This window comes from Microbacterium sp. HMWF026 (assembly GCF_003061325.1).
Lineage (GTDB): Bacteria > Actinomycetota > Actinomycetes > Actinomycetales > Microbacteriaceae > Microbacterium > Microbacterium testaceum_E.
Map to the genome: position 1 here is coordinate 1 of NZ_QAJB01000457.1, position 2,384 is coordinate 2,384.

At 66.7% G+C, this 2,384-nt stretch carries 3 protein-coding genes; 1 reads left to right on the plus strand and 2 read right to left on the minus strand.

Annotation, left to right across the window (positions count from 1 at the left end):
- Positions 1–1,373, minus strand: a 1,373-nt coding sequence (locus tag DBR36_RS16510) for a Mu transposase C-terminal domain-containing protein (RefSeq protein ID WP_108320782.1), incomplete at its 3' end; no start/stop codon positions are given.
- A gap of 7 nt (positions 1,374–1,380) precedes the next feature.
- A complete protein-coding gene (locus tag DBR36_RS16515) occupies positions 1,381–1,977 on the minus strand; it encodes a recombinase family protein (protein ID WP_070434801.1) in 597 nt (198 codons plus the stop codon).
- A gap of 147 nt (positions 1,978–2,124) precedes the next feature.
- Between DBR36_RS16515 and DBR36_RS18175 the strand changes: the two genes are divergently transcribed.
- Positions 2,125–2,384, plus strand: a 260-nt coding sequence (locus tag DBR36_RS18175) for a hypothetical protein (protein WP_219927681.1), incomplete at its 3' end; no start/stop codon positions are given.

Genomic DNA, 2,384 nt, shown 5'->3' on the forward strand with positions numbered 1-2,384 from the left:
TCGTAGGTGCGTAGTCTCACCTGGCGTGGTGTCCGCGGCTCGGTTCGCGGCTCGTCACGGACGGCTGTCTGGGGGATGCGTTCGTTGATCTGTTGACGCAGCCGCCGACGGCGGGCGCGTCGGGCGGTCTCGATGTCGCGCAGGGAGAGTCGCTGGTTGGGGTGTGCTTCGTCGATCGCGATGCAGATGTGCGTGTCGTGGTCGTAGACGCGGATCTCGGACACGTCGCGCGGGTCGTACCTGATTGTCACGCTGCGTCCGACGAACGGCGCGAGTGTGGGTGAGAGGTACCGCTGGCCTTGGAAGTGGATGCCATCGCGTTGGACGACGCGGTTCTTCGGCAGGGTCAGCAGCAGCCCGTCGAGCTGGTCGAGGCTGTCGGGCATCCGCGGCAACCAGCCGTCACCGATCCAGGCCTCCTTCGGGCTGGCGCCGATCTCGCTGTGGGGGCGCTCGTTGTACTCGGTGACGAACCGGCCGATGGCCTGATCGAGGTCCGCGAGGCTGAGCTGCGGCTTCGGGGCTCGTGCCCGAGGGGTGAGGTGGCCGGGGAGGGTCGTGAGAAGTTCGGTGTTCACGGTGCCGAAGAATCGCTCGATCTTCCCGCGACCTTGCGGCCGGCCGACTGTCGAGTAGATCAGCCGGATCTTCAACGCCACCGCCGTGTACTCCAGATGCCTGCTGGTGAAGTCGCTGCCGTGGTCGACGTGGAGCACGTCGGGGAGACCGCACATCGCCCAAGCCGGGTTGGTCTTGCGCCAGATCGCCTGCCGCAATGCGAGCGCCGTGTTGATCGCCGAGGGCGCCCCTGTGAACACGGTGTACCCGCAGATTGCGCGCGAGTAGTCGTCGATCACGACCGTTAGCCAGGGGCGTTCCGGCTTCCCATCGGCGCCGACGATGAGGATGTCGAGTTCGGTGTGATCGGCCTGCCAGATCGCATTCGGTCGCTCGGCTCGGCGGCGGAACACTAGCTCGTGTCGGTCCCGGTACGCGGCTGGGCCGTCCAGCGCGAGGGTCACGAGTGCCGGGTCAAGGCGGTGCAGGATCGACCGGACCGTCGAATAGCTTGGACGGGCGCACCCGATGCGGTCGGCCTCGGCCATGGCGAGCCGGTGCAAGGCCGCCACCCCGGGACGCGGTTTGGTGAGTCCGAGCTGCTCAACGAACGCGACCAGGTCTGGGTCGGTGCGCTGGGTCCCCGCGTCCGCTCGCGCGCTCGGTTTCAGCCCGTCGATCCCCGCCACCGCGTAGTCATGGTTCCAGCGTTGAAGGGTGCGCAGACCGATTCCGGTCTCCCTGACCAGCGTGGCCAGGGGAATGTCATCCTCGACATGGAGACGCAGGATCCGCCACCGGGCCAGCGCGTCCATGGCACATCTAGTCGCCGACCGCTGCCGGGGTGCCGGTGGCGTGCTGATGACGGTAGAGCGTCGCTCTGGACCATCCGACCAGTCGGGCTGCGTCTTCGGCGGTGCGTCCCTTCGCGCGCGCGTCTCGCACGATCGCAAGCTTCTCCTTCACGACGCCCGGATCCACGGGTGGCCGGCCGAAGCGCGTGCCAGCCTGCTTCGCCGCGGCGATGCCGGCGTTGACTCGCTCGGTGATCAGTTCACGCTCGTACTCCGCCAGCGTCGCGAGCATGCCCAGCATCATCCGCCCGGACGAGGTCTCGGGGTCGATGCCATCCGAAATCGATCGAACCTTCACGTCCTTCTCGCGCAGCAGGTTCACCGTGTTCAGCACGTCGATGAGGGAGCGCCCGAGTCGGTCGATGCGCCAGACGACCACCGTGTCGCCGGGCTCCGCGTACTCCAGAAGTCTCTTCATCCCTGGCCGCTGCACCGCGGCACGGCTGCCCGAGGTCACGTCTGAGAAGACGTCCCTCGCCTCAACACCCGTCGCGCCCAGGGCGTCGAGTTGCAGGCGCGCGTCCTGACTGACGGTGCTCACGCGCGTGTACCCGAGAAGCCTCACCCGATCAGCATGCCTCACAAACTCCTGTCGCGCGACCCCGTGAGGCAGAGCGCGATGAGGCAACTTTTCGAGACGTTCTCAGCGCCCGAAATTGTGCGACGACGGCACCCTTTGACGCATCGCTCATCATGTCTCATTTAGCTATAGATGAACGAGGCGTTCGGAGAGCGCAACCAACACGTCGTTTCGGGATCCGGCACCTGCGCGAACGCTGAGGTTCAGCAGAAGGTGTCAGCTTCTGGGGCTCCGATCATCCTGCGCGTCGGCGTTGCCCTCAGTGTTTCGGGTGGGCGGGCAGCAGTCGGGGTCGTTCGTGTGGTGGCGTCGCCGGTTGCGTATCACAGCGATGGTGCTCGCCAGGGCCGCGAGGATCAGGAGCCCGACTCCGCCTGCTATCGCCCACGGGT